The following is a 16,574-nucleotide window of genomic DNA, read 5'->3' as shown; positions in this document are numbered from 1 at the left end:
TGAGTGGCGACCGGCTGACCGGTCAGGTGGTACCGCGAATCTCGGCGTACCCGGCGGCAACCCGCTCGGCGACGCGATCCCAGGTGAAATCGGCCCGGACCCGCGTCTGCCCGGCGCGGCCCATGGCCCGCCGGGCCGGTTCGTCGGTGAGCAGCCGCACCAGCGCGGCGGCGATCTCGGTGGGCCGCGGCGTGACGACCAGCCCGTCGACCCCGTCGGCGACAATGTCGTGCACCCCCGGGAAATCGCCGGTGACCACCGGTATTCCGGAGGCCCACGCCTCCAGGAACACGAGCGGGAACACATCCGCACTGGTCGGCAGGCACAGCACCGCCCCGGCGGCGAGGACGTCGCGCTTGGTCGGCTCGTCGACCACACCGAGATCCAGGATCCGCGGATCGGCATGCGCCCGAAAGGTTTCCGCGGCGGCGGGATCGCCATCGGGCCCGAGGAACACGAACCGCGTTTCGGGCAGCGTCCGCCACACCAACGGTGCCGCGCGCAGCAGTTCGGCATATCCCTTCGAGGGAATCCGCCGCCCGGCGAACACGACCACCGGCCCGCCCAGGCACAGCCGATCGCGGATCCGATCCGGCTCCGGCTCGCCGCACAGATCGGGTGCGTGCGGAATCTGCCGTATGCGTGCGGATTCCGCGCCGAATCGCCGCAGTTCCCCGGCTTCGGCCTCGGTCAGCGCATAGATGATCCCCGCGCGACGGCACGCGATGCGCCCGAGCTCGCGATCGGGCCACAGCTCGGGCGCGGTGGCCGGAGTGAGCGCCAGCCGCGCACCACAACGCCCGGCCAGCCGCAGCGCGCTCGCGATGTGCCGGGGCTTGGCCAGGTCATAGGCGTGCACGATATCGGCTCGCCAGGCCCGGTCCGGGTCCTCCCCGCTGTACCGGGAGCCTGGGAAACGCTGCCCCCGCTCGCCGAGATCGGCGCGAATCGACCTGGGATCCACCTCGCCCTTGCCACGATCGGTGCGCAGCGACCGCGGATCCAGATCGTTCTTGCCGCGATCTGTGCGCGGCAACCGCGGGCCCGCATCGCCCGCACCCCGATTCGTGCGCGGCAATCGCGGATCCGGGTCACCGCCGCCGCGATCGGCCTGCACCGGCCCCGGGTCCAGCTCGCTCTCGTCGCGGTGAATGTGCACCAACGCCGGGTCCAGGTCGTCGGGCGGCCGGGAGTCGGTGAGTGCGTGTACGCAATGTCCTTGTCGCGCCAGGTGTTCGCTGGTCCGCCAGGCCATTCGCTCGGCCCCGGCGTGGGTACCGGCGTAGCCGCCGAAGGTGACGAGTACGGCGGTCATCGTGGCCCGGCCTCGGTGCCGGCGGGGCGATGGCGGGCGTACCAGTCGAAGGTTTCGCGCAGCCCGGTGTCCAGGTCGGTCTTCGGTTCATAGCCGAGAACAGTGCGCAGGACCGACAGTTCGGGCAGCCGCCGATCGGGCGACCCGGGCGGTGGCCGGTGGACGGTGATCTCGGGCCGGGCCGCGGCCAGGTCCAGCACCCGCTGCGCGAGGTCGCGGATGCGGATCTCCTCGCGGTCGTTGCCGATATTGGCGATGATCGGTTCCGCGCCGCCCAGGCGGGTCAGCCCGGTGGTCGCGTCGACGGCGTCGTCGATGTAGCAGAAGGCGCGCGTCTGCGCGTCGCCGTAGATGTCGAAGGGATTCGCACCGGACAGGGCGCGTTCGATGAATTCCGGGATCACGTGCGAGCGGCCCATGCGCGGTCCGTAGATATTGTGGTAGCGGCCGATCCGTACGCGCGCGCCGGTGTCCTGTTGCAGGAACAGGGTTTCGGAGACGATCTTGCTCAGCGCGTAGGACGAGCGCGGCGCGCGGGGATCCGTGAGCACGAACGGCAGCGCCTCCGGTGACGGGAAGGCGGACAGGCCCGCACGGAGGGCCCCGTCGGCGACCTCGCTGGTCGAGCTGAGGAACAGCGCGCCCGGTGGGTGGGCGCGACACCAGTCGAGCAGATTCAGGGTGGCGAGCAGATTCGTTCGCAATACCCGTCCGGGCTGTTCGTTGGCGCGCTGCACGCCGACCACCGCCGCCAGATGGTAGACGGCATCGAAGTCCTTGCCGGGCAATCGGTCCGGGAGCGGTGTGGTCAGGTCGTGGGTGACGACGACCGCATGCCGCCGGATCTCCGCGAGGTCGGCGTCATCCGCGCCGCGTGAGAAGTCGTCGAGCAGCACCAGGTCCGCGCCGTCGCGCAGCAATCGGCGCGCGAGGTGCAGGCCGACGAATCCGGCGCCGCCGGTGATCAGGACGCGTTCAGGCACGGCCGAGCCTCCGATACTCGATGCCGGGAACCCCGGACAGTGCACTTTCGAGCAGGCCCCACATATCGAAGACGATGGCGGGCTTGCGCATTCGAGTCAGCAGGAACTCCGCGTCGAGCACGCCGTAACGAGGGTGATCGACCAGCAGCAGCAGCGCGTCGGCGTCGGTCAGCCCCTCCTCGAGACTCATGGGCTGCGCACCTATCTGCGTGATCCGCTCCGCGCCGACCACGAAGTCGTGGCCGCCCAGCACCGCCACCTGCCCGCGCAGATCCGCGACGATCTCGACGGCCGCCGACCCGCGTACATCATCGGTCTCCGGCCGGCCCTTGTACGCGATCCCGCCCAGCAGGATCTTCGCCGACTCCAAGGATCGTCCGTGCGCGGCAAGGGTTTTCACCACGGTATCCAAGGCATGGCGGGGCACCGCTTCGTTGACGGCGCGGGCCGCCGCGACCATGGGCGGCGCATACCCGGCGTGCTCGGCGCTGTGGATGAGCAGGTAGGGATCCTTGATCAGGCAACTGCCGCCGACGAATCCGGGCTTCGAGAGATCCGGCCGCGGATAGCGCAGGTTGGCGGCCGCGATCACCTCATTGGCGTCGATGCCCAGCGCCGAGGACATGAGCGCGATCTCGTTGCCGAACCCGTAGATGAGGTCGGTGTGCGCATTGCACACCAGTTTCACCATCTCCGCGGCTTCCAGGTTCGACACCGTCACTTGGTCGGCCGCGATCGGCTTCAGCAGTCGCCGAGTACGTTCCAGCGAACGTTCGTCCAGCGCGCCGATGATCTGCGGCAGTTCCTCGAGCTCACGCAGCGCCTGCCCCTGAATGATCCGTTCGGGGCACATGGCCAGCAGCGGCGCCTCGACCCGCCGGCGCAGCAGCGGCAGCACCACATTCCGGCAGGTGCCGACGGGCACGGTGCTGCGGACGACGACGAGCGTCTCCGGCGATATATGCTCCGCGACCAGGGTCGCCGCCGCGACGAGGTGGCGCAGATCGGGCTCATGAGTCTCCGCGTCGACCGCGGTGCCCACGCAGATGATGATCTCCCGCGGCGGTTCGTCGGGCAGCCGGTCGGTCACGATGAACTGTTCGGGCCCAACGGATTCGAGCAACTCCGGAAGTCCCGGCTCCAGAAATCGGGGCGCCCCGGCCGCGAGCGCGGCGCGCACGCCGGGATCCACGTCGACGCCGATCACCCGCCGGCCGGCGCGAGCCAGCGACAGCGCCAGCGGCAGGCCCACATAGCCGAGTCCGATGACCGCCACGGTGTCGTTCACAGGCTGGTTCATATTCCACCTTCACTGAGGGTCCGGGCGGGCGGCCGCACGGTCGGCGGCGGTGCCACGAAGAAGTTGGCCGAGCGAGACCTTCCCGAGCGCGCTGCGCGGCAGCTCGGCGACGACATGTACCCGATGCGGAATCTCGTACGGCAGCAACCGGGTCCGGCAGAACCCGACCACCTGCTCGAGATCGGCATCCCCGGCGAGCACCACGGCGGCATGGATCTCCTGCTCGGCATCGTCGTCTCCGCCGCCGTAGACGAATATCTCGCTGACACCGGGACATTCGCCGATCAGCCGCTCGACCCGGCGCGGGTTGATCTTGCGTCCACCGACATTGATGAAGGTGTCCTTGCGGGCCAGGACGAACAGATTCCCGTGCTCGTCCACTCGCACGAGATCGCCGGTGTCGTGAAAGCCGTTGCTGTCGTGTGGATCTCCACCTTCGCCGAAGCCGTCGAACATGGTGCCGGTACGCACGCGCAGCCGCCCGACGGTGCCGTCTACGCTCGTCTGCGCTGCCGGAGCGCCCGGTTCGGCGACGGCGGTGTCGTCCGCGGTCCCGGCCGGGGCGGACGCGTCCACCCGCCATTCGACACCGGGCGCGAAGGTTCCCACCGATCCTTCCGGCCAGGGTTCGGGCCGCTCGTAAGTGCAGGCGACGAGCCCGGTTTCGGTACTGCCGTAGATCTGGTGGACACGCACGCCCAGCCGCTGCCCCGCGGCGGTTGCCACTCGCTCCGAGAGCGGGCCGCCCGAGGACAATGCCACCCGCAGCCGATTGCCGCCGGTGCCCGGGGCCGAGGCGATGAGCTCGTAGCCCAGCGGGGTGCCCAGCAGCACGGTGGCGTCGCCCAGACCCGCCAGCAGCACACGCAGATTGAATTGCGTGAGCGTGCGCAGCCGCGCACCGGAGACGACGGCGGCCGCCAATCCCCCGACCAGGCCGAAGGAGTGCGCGAGCGGAATGCTCACGAAAACCGTGTCGTCCGTGGTCAATCGGTGAATATCGCGGTAGATGCGCCCGCCGCGCACGATATTGTCCGCGCGGTGACGTGCGATACGTTGCTCGCCGGTCGATCCGGAGGTGAGCTGGTCGATCGATGCGGGCGGCGCACTCTCCGCAAGCGCCGCCGCCGGTCCGGCCGTGAGTGTCCGGAACTCCATATATCGCAGGCGATCCGAGACCTGGTCCGCGAAATCCGCCGGTCCGATCACGCAGCGCGGCGCGGCGGCGACCACCGCCGACGCCTCATCGCCGAGATATGAGTTGGGCCATTCGACCAGCAGCAGTTCGATCCCCGCGGCAGCCAGCCCGATCAGCACCGCGACGCACTCCACGGTGTTGTCGACAACGACCACCACCGGCCCGCCACCGGGCACAGCCGACCCGGCACCACCGGGCAGTACCGGTGTGCGGCCCGCCACCGTTTCGGCCAGTTCGCGCAGCTGCGACCAGCTCACCGAGGTCCAGCCCTGTGGCGCACCGGAACTCACCGCGATCGCGTCGGGAGCCCGCTCGGCGTGCCGGCGCACATGGTCGAGGAGTGTGGCTTCCCGTTCCGTGCCCATGTCAGTACCGTCCGAATACGATGGCCAGCGCCTGCGGGGTCCCGGTATCGAACATGGCCAGCACCAGCTCCTCGTGCAATCGGTCCGCGAGCTCGGTGTCGCGGGGGCGGTAGCGGTCCAGCAGTTCCGCGACGACCTGCATGGCGCGATGCGAGTCCCCGCCTTCGCGGAAGAAGTCCTCGGTCGCCGCGAGCGGGGATCGCGTCAGCGCCCGGCCCATGAATCGGCCTATCGTCGTGAGGAGATCGGTCATGGTCGTCTCGCTCATCGGGCCTCCAGGACCGGGTGTCCGTCGCGCGGCCGGTCGGCGGCGGTGAGGTAGTGCTCCGGATCCGCCAGGAATTCACGTTCGGCGGCCGCGTAGCCGGCGGGTGTGCCGATGTCGTGCCAGGCGTCGGCGAAGCGGTAGGCGTACACGTCTTCGCCACTGTCGATGAGCGATTCGATGAGGTCGGGCATGTCGACGGTGACGCCCGCGGGAATGAGTTCCCGCACCACGGGGTCGATCACGTACATGCCGGAGGACACGTCGACCGCCAGCGTGGGCTTCTCCCAGATGGCGCGCACCTGCCCGGCGGCGACATGCAGCACTCCCAGGTCCATGGGCACCTCCCGGCGCCGCACCGCAACCGACAGCAGACAGCCACTCTCCACATGGATGCGATGCAGATGAGCGAAGTCGACCGCGGTGAGGATGTCGGCGTTCATCACCACCGCCGGCGTATGCCAGTCCGGCACCTGCCGCAGCGGGGCGGCCGTCCCGCAGGGCGGCTCGTCGATGCAGTAGTCGATGGCCAGCCCCAGCCGCGCGCCGTCGCCGAATTCGTCGCGGATCATGTCGCCGAGGTGCGCGATACACAGTGTCGCGCGCTCGAATCCGCACGACCGCAAGCGCCGGAGCAGGATTTCGAGGATGGAATACCTACCCAGCGTCATCAGCGGTTTGGGCCGGTTCCGGGTGTAGGGCAGCAGCCGCGATCCCCTACCCCCGGCCAGAATGATGGCGTGCACAGTCTCTCCTGCCCCGGAACTGCTGGAACGGTGTCCCGAATTCTTTTGCAGTGCACCGAGTATCGGCAGTAGCGACGCCGGCCGGTAAGTCCCGGACGCGCGCGCGACCGACCTGGAAACACGACCATGCTCGAACGGTCAGCGACCGTGGACGGGGACGAGGGGCACTTGCTACCAAGGAGTCGGGGGAATTCGCTACCACCGGTGGAGCCGTGCATGGAAACGACACAGATGACGATCGGCGGCCGGAAGGCCGCGGTCATCGATACCCTTCCCGTCGAGAATCCCGCTGACGCCGAGGTTTTCGCGACCGCCCCGGCGGCGACGGCCGAGCAGGTGGAGGCCGCGGTCGCCGCCGCGCGGGCCGCGCACCGGCGCTGGGCGGCGCTGGGGATCGATGCGCGCCGCGCGCACCTGCGCAAGTGCGGCGCGGCGTTGAGCACGGCGACCGATGAGGTTGCGGCGCTATTGACCCGCGAGCAGGGCAAGCCGCTGGCCAAGGCCCGGGCCGAAGTCGAGTTGTCCGCGACCTGGTTTTCCGACACCGCCGGGCAGGACCTCGCCGTCGAGGATCTCGGTGACGCCGACGCCGATATCCGGCTGCACCACAAGCCTTTCGGTGTGGTGGCGGCGATCACCCCGTGGAACTATCCGATCATTCTGGCCGTATGCAAGCTGGCGCCGGCCCTGCTGGCCGGCAATACGGTCGTGCTCAAGCCGTCGCCGGAGACCCCGCTATCGTCACTGCTGATGACCGAAGTGCTGTGCGAGGTGCTCCCACCGGGCGTGCTGAACGTGGTCGCGGGCGCGGGCCCGGTCGGTCGTGTTCTGGTGGAACACGCAGGCGTGGACAAGGTTTCGTTCACCGGCTCGGCGCAGACGGGCCTGGCTATCGCGGCGGCGGCAGCGCGGCGACTCCAGCGCCCGACCCTGGAGCTCGGCGGCAATGACGCGGCCGTGGTGCTATCGGACGCGCCCATAGCGCAGATCGCCGAACGCCTCTTCTGGGCCGCGTTCGAGAACAGCGGCCAGTACTGCACCGCTGTCAAACGCATCTACGCACACCGCACCGTGTATTCCGACCTGATCGAAGCGCTGCGCAGCCACGCCGAACAGGTCGTGGTCGGCGACGGCATGGACCCCGCCACCCAACTCGGCCCGCTGGTGAGCGCCCGACAGCGCGATCGGGTCGCAGCCCTCGTCGAAGACGCAGTGGCAGGCGGCGGGCGAATCGTCACCGGTGGAAGCCGCCTCGATCGCCCCGGCCACTTCTACGCACCGACCATTGTCGCCGGCGCAGCGGCGGACAGCCGCCTGGTACAGGAGGAACAGTTCGGCCCGGCCTTACCGATCCTGCCCTACGACGACGTCGAAGTGGCAGTGGCCCAGGCGAATTCGACCTCCTTCGGTCTCGGCGGATCGGTCTGGGGCACACCCGAGCGCGCGACCGAGGTCGCGGCCGAACTCGATTGCGGCACAGCGTGGATCAACACCCACGGCGAGCTGCGCCACGGCGTCCCCTTCGGCGGCTACCGATACTCGGGGGCGGGCGTGGAATACGGCGCCCTCGGCCTGCTGGAGTACACCCGCCCGCGAGTCACCCACGTACGCCGGTCATAAAAGTCATCCCCGCCGCGCCGGGCGTGCGGACCAGCCGCACACGCCCGGCATGCGGGTCACCCACGCACTCCCGGTGCGAGGACCGCCGGCGCGCGACGCAGATACGGGGCGAGCGCGCTGGCGGGATCGTCCGCGATGTCCTCCGGCGTGCCCTGCGCGACGAGCTGCCCGCCCGAGTCGCCACCGCCGGGCCCGAGGTCGATGACCCAGTCGGCGGCCGCGATCACGTCCACATTGTGCTCGATGACCACGACCGTATCGCCGCGGTCGACCAGCCGGTGCAGCAGGTCGATGAGCAGTCCGACGTCGGCGGCGTGCAGCCCGCTGGTGGGTTCGTCGACGATGTAGAGGGTGCGGGCGGCGTCGATATCGCGCAGTAGTTCGCGGGAGAGCTTGAGCCGCTGGGCTTCTCCGCCGCTCAGGGTCGCGCAGCTCTGCCCGAGCCGCAGATGCCCGAGCCCGACCTCGTCGAGCATGCGCAGCGCCCGCCCGATCTTGGGGCGATCGCCGAGGACGTGCATGGCCTGGGTCACTTCGAGATCGAGCACCTCGGCGATGGTGACACCGTCGAGCCGGACCTCGAGTACATCGGCGTTGTAGCGTCTGCCCCCGCAGACTCCGCACGGCACCACCACATCGGACAGGAAGTGCATCGGCATCGACAGTTCGCCCGACCCGCGGCAGGTCCAGCATTGCCCGGCATCGGCATTGAAGGAGAAGTGCGCGATGCCCCAGCCACGCTGTACCGCCAGCGGCGCCCGCGCGAACAGCTTGCGAATATCGTCGAAGATGCCGATATAGGTCGCGGGTATCGAGCGGTTCGACCGGCCCATCGGGTCCTGCGCGGCGCCGATCACCCGATCGAAGACCTCGTGGCCCCGCAGTCCGCGCAGTACTTCCGGATTCGCCGGTTCGCCTTTGAGCGCCGCGGCCACTTCGGGTTCCAGGATGCCTTTCACCAGTGAGCTCTTACCGCTGCCGCTCGGCCCGGTCACGCAGGTCAGCACATCCCGGGGAATGGCCACGTCGAGATCGCGCAGATTGTGCAGCCGCGCCCCGGTGAGCACGATCTGCGCATCCGGTGCCGGAATGCGCCGCCGGGGTTGCCGCCCACCCGGCACGAACTCCCCGCGCAGGTACCGCGCCGTCGCCGACAGCGGCTCCGCCGCAACCACTTCGGGTGGTCCGGCCGCGACCACCCGGCCCCCGGCATCGCCCGCGCCCGGCCCGATATCGATGAGATGGTCGGCGCTACGCATGATGTCGGCGTCATGCTCGACGACAACCACGGTATTGCCGCTCTCCCGCAGCCGCGCCAAGCTCTCGATGAGCCGGCCGGTATCCCGCGGATGCAGGCCCACCGACGGCTCATCCAGCACATACACCACCCCGACCAGCCCGCACCCGAGCTGCCGGGCAATGCGCAACCGCTGCCCCTCCCCCGCCGACAGCGCGGGCATCTGCCGATCCAGCGACAGATAGTCCAGGCCGACCTCGCTCATATGCGAAAGTCGTTGCCGCAGTTCGGCAATGATCTCCTGCGCGGCCTCGGCCACCACGTCGGGCAACGCCAGCCGCGATACCGCATCCAGCCACGCGGGCAGCTCGGCGATCGGGAGCGCCGAGACCTCGGTGATATCCAGTCCTTCCAGCCGGACGGCGCGCGCGTCGGCGTTGAGCCGCGCACCGCCGCACTCCGGGCATGGGGTGGCACTCATGAGCTGGTGATAGTTGTGCCGCCGGTCCTCGGAGGCGGCCGCGCGCGCGAGCCGATCGATCTGCGGCACCAACCCCGCATCGGTGCGGCGCGGCAGATAGGCGGCGACGTCACCGGGCACCGAATGCGACGTTTCGCCATAGATCACAATGTCGCGCAGCGCGATCGGAAGGTCGCACCAGGGCGTATCGAGGGTGGCGCCGAACAGCTCGAGCAGCTTCGGCACATCCCGCACCGGCCAATAGGTCTTCTTGGGTTCACGACGGCGATCCCCATAGAAGGCCAGCGCCCCCGCCCGTATGGAGGCGTTCGGATCGGCCACCATCCGCGCCGCGGAGACCGTGATGCGGGTACCCAATCCCTCACATTCGCGGCACATTCCGTCCGGTGTGTTCGCACTGAAATACCGCGCCGAGATCGCCGCGGCCTTGCGCCCGCAGTCCGCGCACACATGCCCGGTCGCCAGATACAGCGGATGCGTCCCCGCCCGCTCGATGACGAGGACCCGATCGTCTTTGGGCCGCACCGCCTTGACCCGAGCCCGAAGCCGCCGCGCGACGGACTCGCCACCGCCCCCGGCCTTGCCGAGCGATTCCACGTCGACCGCGTAGTTTTCCCCGAGCGGGGCCACGCCCTCGCCGACCGGCAGCGCCCACTGCGGGACCAGGCCCGCGCGCATCGCGTCCCCGGCTGCGGTCGTGGCCTGTTCCAGCAGCTGGTCGGTGCTGCGCCCGACCACATCCGCACCGCAGTAGCGGCAGGTGTGTATCCCGGCGCGTGCGAACAACAGCCGCAGCAGATCTCCCGCCTCGGAGACACTACCCACCGTGGAGCGCGGATTACGGCCCGGTACATGCTGTTTCACCGCGATCGTGGGGCCGAGCCCGGTGATGGTGTCGACCTTGGGCCGGGGCAATCGTTCGAAACCGCGCCGCAGATACGGCGACAGGCTCTCCTGGTATTGGCGCTGGCCTTCCGCGTAGAGCGTGCCGAAGGCCAGGGAGGACTTCCCGCTGCCGGAGACACCCGTGACGACGGTGAGCGCATTGCGCGGGATCTCGACATCGATCGATTGCAGATTGTGCTCCCGCGCGCCGCGTACCCGGATCACCTCGGGCTCCGGGCTCACGCTGTCGCCCCGCGCACGGCCACATGCTCGGCGGCGCCGCGCAGCGTCGGCCGCATGAGGAATTGCGCCAGGCCCAATTCGACCCCGAACTCGCGCAGCACCGCCGTCAACATGGTGGTCACCGCGAGCGAATCCCCGCCCAGTGCGAAGAAGTTGTCCTCGGGCGCGGCGAGTTCACCGTGCAGTACGTCCGACCAGATCTTCTGCATGCGTCGCTCCTCCGAGGAGATCTCGTCCGCTCCCTGCGCCCGTGCCGTCTCGTGCCGGGCGGCCTGCGCGGCCACCGCGGTGCGGTCGAGGGTGCCGTCCGGGCGCAGCGGAAGCGTATCGATGACGGTCACCCGGCTGGGTACCATGTAGGAGGGGATGCGGTACTGCACCGTCGAGCGCACATCGTCACCCGAAAGCCGTTCGCCCCGTTGCGGAACGACCGCGGCCAGCACCCGGTTCCCTGCCGGTGAGGGTTCGCTCCAGGCTACCGCCGCCGAAACTCCTTCCGCCGCACGGAGCATCCGTTCGACATAGCCGAGCTCGACCCGGCACCCGCGCACCCGCACCTCCCGGTTCGGCGGCCCGGCGGACACGAATTGCCCGGTGGCGGCGAGCCATCCGAGGTCTCCGGTGTGCCGGCGGCCATCGCCGCCCGGACCCGTACCGACCGGTGTTCCCGCTACGACCAGTTCGCCGATCACCCCGGTCGGCACCGGTTCACCGGCATCGTCCACCACCAAGATCCTTGCGCCACCGATCGGCCTGCCGATGGGCACATCCGCCGGACCGGAGTGCGTACTGACGTCGGCCCACGCCGCGTCCGTTGTCACTGCGGACGCACCGTAGAGATTGATCAGCCTGCACTCCGGCAGGGCCGCTCGTGCCGATGCCAGCAGGTCGGCATCGAGGGTCTCGTCACCGAAAACGCACACCCGCACGGTGGCCAGCGCGGCGGACGCATCGGGGACGGTGTGCAGCACCGTCCACATCATCGAGGGCGTCACGCGCAAGCGGGTGCCCGCGCAGCTACGAACCCACGCCGTCAACGCGGCTGCGTCCAAGACCGATGCAACCGGCAGCGGAGCGAGCGCGGCACCGGCCAGCAGCGGAGCGAATGCCGAAGTGACAGTGTTGAATCGGCCGTGTGCACCGGCGGTCACCACCACCTCTCCCGTCGTACCGAACGTCTCCGATTCCCAGGCCCAATGTTCGAGAATCGCGCGATGGGTACCGGTGACGACGCGGACGGCACCCTGGCTGTCGGTGACAGCGGCAAGCCAGGCGGGATCGCCCGGTGATCGGTGCACCGCCGCGGCCGGTGATTCCGCAGCTGCCGCAACGTCTTCGGCGGTGATGACCGCCGGTCCCGATTCCGCGACTTCGCGCACCCCACCGACCATCACGGTTGCCCCGCAGGCGCGGATCTGCCCGGCGGGTCCTGGTTCGGTACGCGTGTCGATCATTGCCACGACCGCGCCGAGGGACCAGGTCGCGAGCATCGCAGCCAGCGACAGCGCCGAGAGCTGCGCATCCACCGCGACCACATCACCCGGTCCGATTCCGTAGCGGCGCAAGCAGGTCCGGATCCGATCACGCCGGCGCGCGAGATCCCGGTAACTCGATCGGCCGCCGGGTTCGTGCAGCGCGACGGCGTCCGGCTGCCGGGCGGCAACGACCTCGAACGCCGCGCACACACCGAGGTTCACGGCGCCGCCCCGCACCGGGGTGTTGACCTCGCGCAGGAGCGCCAGTTCGGCCGGGTCGGGCCGCACCAGCTCGCGCAGTGTCACCGCCCCGTCCTCGGGCAGCGCGCGAGCGATCCGCTCGAACCCTGCCGCGATATCGGCCGTTTCCTCGGCCGTCAGCACCTGCGTGGCGTACTCCCAACTCAGGTGCAGGATTCCCGACACCGCGATGGCTTCGAGCATGAGGTCGAACTTGGCGGTCCCGGTGTGCATCCACAGCGGCTCTGCCACACAGTCATCGAGCATCAACGGCACATCGTCGTTGTTCTGCAACACCATGACCACGTCGATCAGGGGCGTGCGCGACGGATCGGGCGCTCGGCGCGTGCGCACCGCGAGTTCTTCCAGCGGCACGCCCTGATGCGTGAAGACATACCGCCATTCGTCCCGCAGCACGGCGATGAGGTCCTGCAGCGTGGAATCCGGTGTGGCGCCGACCCGCACGGGCACCGTATTGGTGAAATACCCGACGGTCTCGTGATCCTGCGGCCGGCTGCGCCCGGCCACGACGGTGCCGATCAGCGCCTCCCAGCGCCCGGTCCGGCGCGCCAGGCTCACATGCAGAATCGCCAGCAGCACAACGAACAACGAGGTACGCGCCGCCGTGGCCAGACCGGTCAGCTTCGCGGTGATCTCCGGCGGCAGATCGGTGTAGAGCACCGTCCCCTCGAGGTTGCGGGTGGGCGTGCGCCGGCGACCGTCACCGAGATCGATGCGATCCGGCAGCGGCAGCAGCCGTTGTGCCCAGTTCTCCGCCTCCGTCTCGACACCCGCACCGATCCGCTGCCACTGCGCGAAGTCCCGATAGTCGGCGGTTTCGCCACGCCCGGGATCCGCGCCCGCGTAGAGGGCCGCGAGCTCACGGTAGATGATGTCCATCGACCACCCGTCGATGGCGATGTGATGGAAGACGAACTGCAACAACCATTCCCGCTCCCCGGTGCGATAGGTACGCAGCCGCAGCAGCCGGCCGGCGGTCAGGTCGAACGGAACCTGAATATCCTCCTCGGCGAGCTGCTCGGCCTGCGCCCAGGGCATGCGTGCCCGGTGGTGGATGATGTCGACCGGGGCGACGACCGGGGTCGCGGGTTGGACCGCGGGCCGATCGGCGGCGTAGCGAGTCCGCAATGCCGGATGCCGGGCGACCAGAGCCGTGACCGCCCGATCGAGTACGTCGAGGTCGAGCGCTCCGACCACCCGGAATCCGCCCACAGTGTGGTACGTGGACCGCTCGCGCTGATACTCATGCGCCATCCACAGCCGTTCCTCACCGAAGGACAACTCCCGCGACACCGGCGCGGCCGCCACGGTGACGGCCTCCTCGGCGAGCGAGTCGACCAGCATCCGGGTGAGTGCCTGGGCGGTCACACCGTCGAGCAACGCCTCCAGCACACTCCCGTCCACCGCGGCCGCCGTATCGAATTCGAAAGCGATCCGCCCGGCCACCTTGAGCGCGCGCAACGAATCACCGCCGAGTTGATGGAAACTCGCGCCGGGATCCACATTCCCGGCGCCGAGCACCTCCGCCATGATCCGCTGTACGGCCTCGAGCGCGTCGGATTCGGTCAACGCAGTATCTGTCATGCCCAGCACCCACCGTCGTACGTTCGAGCGAACTTCCCGATCCGTCGAGTATCGAAGCGGCCACCGTCCCCGATAAGCCTCGGACGAGCGCCCCATCGACCTGGATGAACGGCTATGGCCTTGCGCCGCCCCGCATTCCGCGCTCAGTGCTGCCGCGCGTTCACCACCGCGCCGATCGCACTGCCCAACCGCGAATAGGTCGGTGCGAGCGCCCGCAGCACCGCGGCGGCGCCGGCATCCTCACCCACAACGAGTGCGCGCTGCAATGACCCGATGAGCCGCGCCTGCTCCCCCACGATCCCCGCCGCCTCCCCATACCCGGCCCGCGCAAGACAACTCGCCGCATCGGCGGTCCGCCGAGCGCCCGCCCGCACCGAAAACCCGGTCAGCAGCCCCCGCAACCCCGGATCGCACCCACTATCGAGTGTGCGCGCCAGCCCGAGCGCCGCACCGGCGTCGGCATTCTCCACCGGCTCAGCGGTCAGCCGCCGATGCGCCGCAGGCAAACACGCCGTCACCGCCTCCGCCTCACCCACGTCGCGGACGCGCACGAAGTCGGTATACATCGTGAACGGCTGTCCATAGTCGATACTTTCGGCCCGCCAAGCCGCAACCAGATCCCCGAGAGCAATGCGAGTAAACGGATACCCCTGCGGATCGTGCGCTGTCACGCCTTCATCATCGACCTCGAGCACAACAATGTAATGATCCGCGCCGATCGGCCCGTTCATCCCCGGCTGATGCCGCAAATGTCCCATCTCCAACGGCCCGATCACCACCGGCCCCCGCCCGCACGCCTCCCGCAGCCGCGCAACCGCCTCGGCCTCCGGGGCCCCCGAGGTCTTCGTCACCGTCCACCCGAGCGCATCGAGCGCCTCATCGATCCCGATCTCGGGCGTCCACCCGTTGGGGTCGAAAAACAGTGCGTCACCGAGGATCTGCATACCGAACGGACTACCCGTCACCGTCTCGAGCAACCCGATCGCGGGCGCCCCCTCCCCCATGGCCATCGCCACACTGTTCGCATAGCAATAGGGCCCCGACCCCAAATACGTTGCCGGAGTATTCACCTCGCGCGTCACCGGTTCGCTCTGCATGAGCCCACGCTTCCAGCCCTCGCCCGCGAACACCACCACCGACACGGCATAGCCCCGGCGTGTCCGACTTCCGGGCGTGCCGCACTATCGTTCGAACTCGTAGTTCCCGACCGCCTCCACGAAGGCCCGGTACTCCGCACGGTCGAACAACAGCCTGGCGCTTCCGGCCGACTCCCGGCGCGCGGGCGCGGCGCTGAATTCATAGCATCCGTCGGATTTTTCTGTGATGACCAGGAATTCGCCGACGGGTGCGCCCGCGCGTAGCGATTCCTGAATGGCCTCGAACTGGTCATGCTCGAAGCTCAGGCATTGCCCGAGCGGCACAGCGGTGCCGGCGGATCGGCCGGCGGCGAGTTTGTCGTCCCAGAGCAGCGTGCGGTGGTCATCGCGGTAAACCATTACGCAGGCCTGCTGGGGTGAACTGGCTGCCGCTTTGCGGAACTGACCGATTATCGGTGTCGACAGCATGGGGTGGATCCTTTCGAACTGCGCCGGCGCGCTGGCAGACGCATCCTGCAGCGACACATGTGTCATCGCGATATGACTGCCGGGCGCAACCGCGTCGCGCAGACGCTAGCGATGAACGGCGGGCCGACTGCGCAGACCACGCGCGAGGTGCTCCATGAATTGCCGTGAATCGGCGGGATCGAGCGCAGTCATGCTGAGCCGGTTGAAGATTCGATCGCGGATGGCGACGGCGGGCTTGTCGTCGATATAGCGGATCTCCCCCTGCGCCTCGATCACCACCATCTCGAGATCCCCGGCCGCCCCGGGCGATGGAACCCGCACGAGAATGTAGCGATCCTCGGTCCCCGCCCCCGGCGCCTGATGGGTGAAGGGCATGATCTGGATCAGGATATTGGCGCGCTGGGACAATTCGATGAGGTGATCGATCTGGTCGAGCATCACCGCATTCCCGCCATAGGTCCGCCGCAGGCACGACTCGGACAGGATCGCGTGGAATTCCGGCGCGCCGCGCTTGAACAGGATCTGCTGGCGCGCGATCCGGGCCTCCACGTAGTCATCGACGGTCACGGCGTCCGGATCGTCCGGATCGGGTTGCAGCGGTTCGTGCAGTGCTCGAATGTAGCTGGGGTGCTGGAGCAGACCGGGAACGATCTCGGCGCCGGTCTCGCGCAATCGATCGGCGACGTCTTCGAGATCGACCAGCAGGCGTAGCTCGTCGATATAGGCGCGCCGGTAGCCGGAACTCCAGTAGCCGCGGCGATGATTGTCCTCGCGGAGATCGAGCAGGATCCGGATGTAGGCGTCATCGCAGATGCCCAGTTTGCGGGCGAGTTCGTCGATGGCGGGCGCGGTGAGATTCCCGGTGCCCGCGATCGCCGCCGCGATCCGGGACTGACTGACTCCGATCAGTTTTCCCGCGTCGGCCTGAGTGGTCCGCGCCCGCCGCAGGATTGCGTCGATTTCCCGTCCCAACAGCACTTTTCGTGCGGTTCTCGCCATGGCTCCCCACCATATCGGGCGATGCTCGCACCCTTCGGTGTTCCGCAACCCT

The 16,574-nt window shown here is 68.9% G+C and carries 12 protein-coding genes; 1 reads left to right on the top strand and 11 read right to left on the bottom strand.

Annotated elements, in window-relative coordinates:
• Positions 1-22: 22 nt before the first annotated feature.
• Genes ACIP5Y_RS18375 through ACIP5Y_RS18350 form a run of 6 tightly spaced genes read right to left on the bottom strand, consistent with a single transcriptional unit; the run spans position 23 to position 6,172 of the window.
• Positions 23-1,315, bottom strand: a complete 1,293-nt coding sequence (locus tag ACIP5Y_RS18375; RefSeq protein WP_400351434.1) for a glycosyltransferase family 4 protein — start codon at positions 1,313-1,315, stop codon at positions 23-25.
• A complete protein-coding gene (locus ACIP5Y_RS18370; protein WP_400351433.1) occupies positions 1,312-2,298 on the bottom strand; it encodes an NAD-dependent epimerase/dehydratase family protein in 987 nt (328 codons plus the stop codon). The genes ACIP5Y_RS18375 and ACIP5Y_RS18370 overlap by 4 nt, the downstream gene beginning before the upstream one ends.
• The gene (locus tag ACIP5Y_RS18365; RefSeq protein WP_400351432.1) at positions 2,291-3,598 is read right to left on the bottom strand and encodes a nucleotide sugar dehydrogenase; all 1,308 of its coding nucleotides are present in this window, start codon (positions 3,596-3,598) and stop codon (positions 2,291-2,293) included. The genes ACIP5Y_RS18370 and ACIP5Y_RS18365 overlap by 8 nt, the downstream gene beginning before the upstream one ends.
• A gap of 9 nt (positions 3,599-3,607) precedes the next feature.
• Positions 3,608-5,161: a class I adenylate-forming enzyme family protein gene (locus ACIP5Y_RS18360; RefSeq protein WP_400351431.1), complete on the bottom strand. Its 1,554-nt coding sequence runs from the start codon at positions 5,159-5,161 to the stop codon at positions 3,608-3,610.
• A gap of 1 nt (position 5,162) precedes the next feature.
• The gene (locus ACIP5Y_RS18355) at positions 5,163-5,429 is read right to left on the bottom strand and encodes a phosphopantetheine-binding protein (RefSeq protein WP_400351429.1); all 267 of its coding nucleotides are present in this window, start codon (positions 5,427-5,429) and stop codon (positions 5,163-5,165) included.
• Positions 5,426-6,172 carry an NDP-sugar synthase gene (locus ACIP5Y_RS18350; protein ID WP_400351428.1) on the bottom strand — a complete coding sequence of 249 codons (747 nt, stop codon included), beginning with the start codon at positions 6,170-6,172 and terminating at the stop codon, positions 5,426-5,428. The genes ACIP5Y_RS18355 and ACIP5Y_RS18350 overlap by 4 nt, the downstream gene beginning before the upstream one ends.
• Before the next feature lie 216 nt (positions 6,173-6,388).
• Between ACIP5Y_RS18350 and ACIP5Y_RS18345 the strand changes: the two genes are divergently transcribed.
• A complete protein-coding gene (locus tag ACIP5Y_RS18345) occupies positions 6,389-7,792 on the top strand; it encodes an aldehyde dehydrogenase family protein (protein WP_400351427.1) in 1,404 nt (467 codons plus the stop codon).
• Between the two features lie 56 nt (positions 7,793-7,848).
• On the opposite strand, the gene uvrA is transcribed toward ACIP5Y_RS18345, so the two are convergent.
• From uvrA to ACIP5Y_RS18320, 5 genes are all read right to left on the bottom strand, one after another.
• Entirely contained in the window at positions 7,849-10,638 is a 2,790-nt protein-coding gene (gene uvrA, locus ACIP5Y_RS18340; protein WP_400351426.1) for an excinuclease ABC subunit UvrA, read from the bottom strand.
• Positions 10,635-13,958, bottom strand: a complete 3,324-nt coding sequence (locus ACIP5Y_RS18335) for a condensation domain-containing protein (protein WP_400351425.1) — start codon at positions 13,956-13,958, stop codon at positions 10,635-10,637. The genes uvrA and ACIP5Y_RS18335 overlap by 4 nt, the downstream gene beginning before the upstream one ends.
• 143 nt (positions 13,959-14,101) lie before the next feature.
• Complete coding sequence (locus ACIP5Y_RS18330) at positions 14,102-15,100, bottom strand: hypothetical protein (protein WP_400351423.1); 999 nt, start codon at positions 15,098-15,100, stop codon at positions 14,102-14,104.
• A 39-nt stretch (positions 15,101-15,139) separates the two neighbouring features.
• The gene (locus ACIP5Y_RS18325; RefSeq protein WP_400351421.1) at positions 15,140-15,580 is read right to left on the bottom strand and encodes a hypothetical protein; all 441 of its coding nucleotides are present in this window, start codon (positions 15,578-15,580) and stop codon (positions 15,140-15,142) included.
• 48 nt (positions 15,581-15,628) lie between these two features.
• Positions 15,629-16,522: a Scr1 family TA system antitoxin-like transcriptional regulator gene (locus tag ACIP5Y_RS18320; protein WP_400351420.1), complete on the bottom strand. Its 894-nt coding sequence runs from the start codon at positions 16,520-16,522 to the stop codon at positions 15,629-15,631.
• Positions 16,523-16,574: the final 52 nt, after the last annotated feature.

This window comes from Nocardia sp. NPDC088792 (assembly GCF_044750615.1).
Taxonomy (GTDB): Bacteria; Actinomycetota; Actinomycetes; order Mycobacteriales; family Mycobacteriaceae; genus Nocardia.
This window is presented reverse-complemented; position numbering and strand designations above follow the sequence as displayed.

What these genes read in the sequence shown, in the direction of transcription:
- ACIP5Y_RS18375 (WP_400351434.1), bottom strand. Translation starts at nt 1,315, where the DNA reads ATGACCGCCGTACTCGTCACCTTCGGCGGCTACGCCGGTACCCACGCC.
- ACIP5Y_RS18365 (WP_400351432.1), bottom strand. Translation starts at nt 3,598, where the DNA reads ATGAACCAGCCTGTGAACGACACCGTGGCGGTCATCGGACTCGGCTAT.
- ACIP5Y_RS18360 (WP_400351431.1), bottom strand. Translation starts at nt 5,161, where the DNA reads ATGGGCACGGAACGGGAAGCCACACTCCTCGACCATGTGCGCCGGCAC.
- ACIP5Y_RS18355 (WP_400351429.1), bottom strand. Translation starts at nt 5,429, where the DNA reads ATGAGCGAGACGACCATGACCGATCTCCTCACGACGATAGGCCGATTC.
- ACIP5Y_RS18345 (WP_400351427.1), top strand. Translation starts at nt 6,389, where the DNA reads ATGGAAACGACACAGATGACGATCGGCGGCCGGAAGGCCGCGGTCATC.
- ACIP5Y_RS18335 (WP_400351425.1), bottom strand. Translation starts at nt 13,958, where the DNA reads ATGACAGATACTGCGTTGACCGAATCCGACGCGCTCGAGGCCGTACAG.
- ACIP5Y_RS18320 (WP_400351420.1), bottom strand. Translation starts at nt 16,522, where the DNA reads ATGGCGAGAACCGCACGAAAAGTGCTGTTGGGACGGGAAATCGACGCA.